Origin of the sequence: Sphingobium sp. BHU LFT2 (assembly GCF_018604485.1) — a bacterium.
Taxonomy (GTDB): domain Bacteria; phylum Pseudomonadota; class Alphaproteobacteria; order Sphingomonadales; family Sphingomonadaceae; genus Sphingobium; species Sphingobium yanoikuyae_A.
Map to the genome: position 1 here is coordinate 1 of NZ_JAFCGW010000051.1, position 2,742 is coordinate 2,742.

Below are 2,742 nucleotides of genomic sequence, written 5' to 3' on the forward strand. Positions count from 1 at the left end.
ATCCGGCAGATTGTCCGGCAGACTGGTCACAGCCGCAAACTCGTTCGGGACGTCCTACGCGGACAGCGCCTAGACGTCTTTCGTACTCGGCCAAGCGCTCTGGACAGTTGGTTGCCGTGGCTGAACGAGCGCTGGGATACCGGATCCCGCAACGCCTTGGCGCTCTGGCGTGAGATGCGTGCAGAAGGTTTTGTTGGACAGCGAGGGATCGTCTCGCAATGGGCTCAACGGCGCCGCCTCGCTGAAAAGGCGGGCCAAAGCGGCCTTATGCGCACACCCTCGGCGCGGGTTCTGGCTCGCCTGATGACCTCCGCTCAGGATGGATTGGGCAAATCAGATGCCATCCTCGTTGCCGTCATCGAGAACTGTGTCCCTGAGTTGGTGACGGCACGCAAAGCAATCGGCGACTTCCAATCGATGATCAGATCAAAGTCAGCCGCGAAACTTGATGGGTGGATCGAGCTGGCCAAGGACAGCCTTGTCGCTTCCTTTGTCAACGGGTTAGAAAAGGACCTGACTGCGGTACGCAACGCGATCATTTCACCGTGGTCAAATGGGCAGACCGAGGGCCAAATCACTCGCCTCAAGCTGATAAAACGACAGATGTATGGTCGAGCGAAGCTGGACCTGCTGCGCGCTCGCGTGGTCGGCGTATGACCATCACCAGCAGCAAAAGTGATTCAGAGCCAATTCTCAGTGGAAACTTATAGCGCCCCCGGGTCACATCTCAGTGGCAATCAACAGCCAAACTCGTCATGGAGCCACCGCACCAGATCGATCAGCCGCCAGCGAACAACTCCATGGATCGCCGGGATCGGGCCGCTTTCAACGATCTCCGCAAGGGCCCGACGCTGGGCATCGTTCAACAACGGGGACTTGCCCGGCGCCTTCCCGTCGAGGAGTCCGTCCGGCCCCCGGGCATTGAAGCGCACCACCCAGTCGCGCACGATCTGCAATGTCACGCCGCCAATCCGCGCGGCATCGCTGCGGCTCCCACCATCATAAATTTCCGCCAAGGCCAGCAGCCGCCGTCCCTGGTTCGCGCTCCTTGTCGCACGCGCCAGTCGCCTCAAGCCCACCGCGTCAAAGTCGTCCCGCAATCCGATCGCCGCACCCATGGCCATGCCCTCCAACGGGAAGCCATAGATTCAGAAATTCAGCGCCTTGGGAATCCCCCTCGTGAGTCAGCATCACTGGAGGTCGGTATAACAGAAATACTGGTGAGAGGAGAGGTTGCTCAGCTGCGCTTCGCAGGTCACTGCACCGACAGTCCCTCCCAGCTGCCTTGCGCCGAAAATTGCAAAATCCGCTCGCTTCCGAAATAAAGCAGCACAAGTTTGTCAGCGAGGTTCCGATTGGGTCAGAACCTCTTGAAAAAATGCTCACTCAGGCATTTACGCAACTCGCAAGGCCTGATGCTTGCATAGGGACCCGATTGGCCCTGCATCTTCCGATACTGGAGTCTTTGACTTCATAATGGAAGCATCCCGACGTTCACTGTCCGGCTCGATTGAATGCATTTCACGGCACGCGCTGACATTGATCAAGCATGTCCGGCAGGCGGGCGACGGGTTATGCAACTGGGCGCAGATACTCAGGCAGACCATTGTCCTGATGGTCGCGACATTCGATCCGCGGCGCAGCGCTGTAAGTGCTGAATTGCTCCAGAGGCAAGGCCGAACCACATAGACAGCATTCTGCCATCATCCGGCCAATTATCCATTGTTCCCCACGACAGCCTGGACAGCGATTGCGTTCGCCCAGCCGATACAGAGCCAAGTAATGCGAGCCGATCCCCAGAGGCGGTGAAGGTTGATGAAGATTGTACATGTTGTTTTCCCCAATCATCTGACTGAGTAACGGTCCGGCACGCAAGATTGTTTCATGAATGACTTGAAAGGAAAGCGGGTTCCGGGGCCGATGCCTCTTATTGCCTCGCCCCACTAGACGAACGATCTTCGGCAAGATGCTAAACTGCCCCAAAGTATCTTGGCTCGATGTGATCGAAAGGGTGGTGCCATGATGTCCGGTTTACCCATAGACTGTCGTCCAATAGAGATTCTGCCTTAGCACAGAAAGGACTGGGGCGCCGTCCTGCTTTGGAACCAGATGGTAATCTCGTTCGCGGAGCGCACCCATGACAGATCTCCTGCTTTGTGCGGCCTTCTCGCTGGGAAATTCCCCGTAATTGCTTCGTCCTGCTGGTCGAATATCAGTCCGATGGCATGATTGCGCAAACTTCCCGAACTCATGGGAGCGTCCCGCGCGCCTTCGAAGCACCCGTGCCCGATGCGCGTGGAGCGGGCAAGGTCATATACAAAGCGCTCTTCCACTCTGGTCACCACGCCGTCCGTCCCAGCCGTCCATCTCGCCACCCCAGGACCTTTGCTTCATTGAGGAATATACGATCCTCCTCGGTACGAATTCCCTGGAAAGAAGCTCGATCATCGACTTTGTAAAGACCAGGCCTCTGGTTGCGCGCCGCCCTCAGGCAGCCCTGTCAGCGCGACGGAAGAGCACACGTACAATGCCCCGCTTCAAGGTTGGTCTGCTCCGCGCCAGCATGCAGCGCTTCCCTCACTCGCTCCGAACCAACTGAGCCAAGTGACCAATTCTTCTTTCCTGCAATTCAACGACTATGGTCCTCTCGTGCGCGACTGGGTGGTGCGCTTCAATGCCCGGGGGCCGGACGGACTCCTCGACGGGAAGGCGCCGGGCAAGTCCCCGTTGTTGAACGATGCC

General features: G+C 58.0%; 1 protein-coding gene and 1 pseudogene. One reads left to right on the plus strand and one right to left on the minus strand.

Annotated elements, in window-relative coordinates; all coding sequences use genetic code 11:
• Positions 1-657, plus strand: a 657-nt coding sequence (locus JQK15_RS26270) for a transposase (protein WP_214869565.1), incomplete at its 5' end; no start/stop codon positions are given.
• A gap of 86 nt (positions 658-743) precedes the next feature.
• Here the strand turns inward: JQK15_RS26270 and JQK15_RS26275 are convergent.
• Positions 744-1,118, minus strand: a pseudogene (locus JQK15_RS26275) (helix-turn-helix domain-containing protein); the annotation flags it as partial.
• Positions 1,119-2,742: the final 1,624 nt, after the last annotated feature.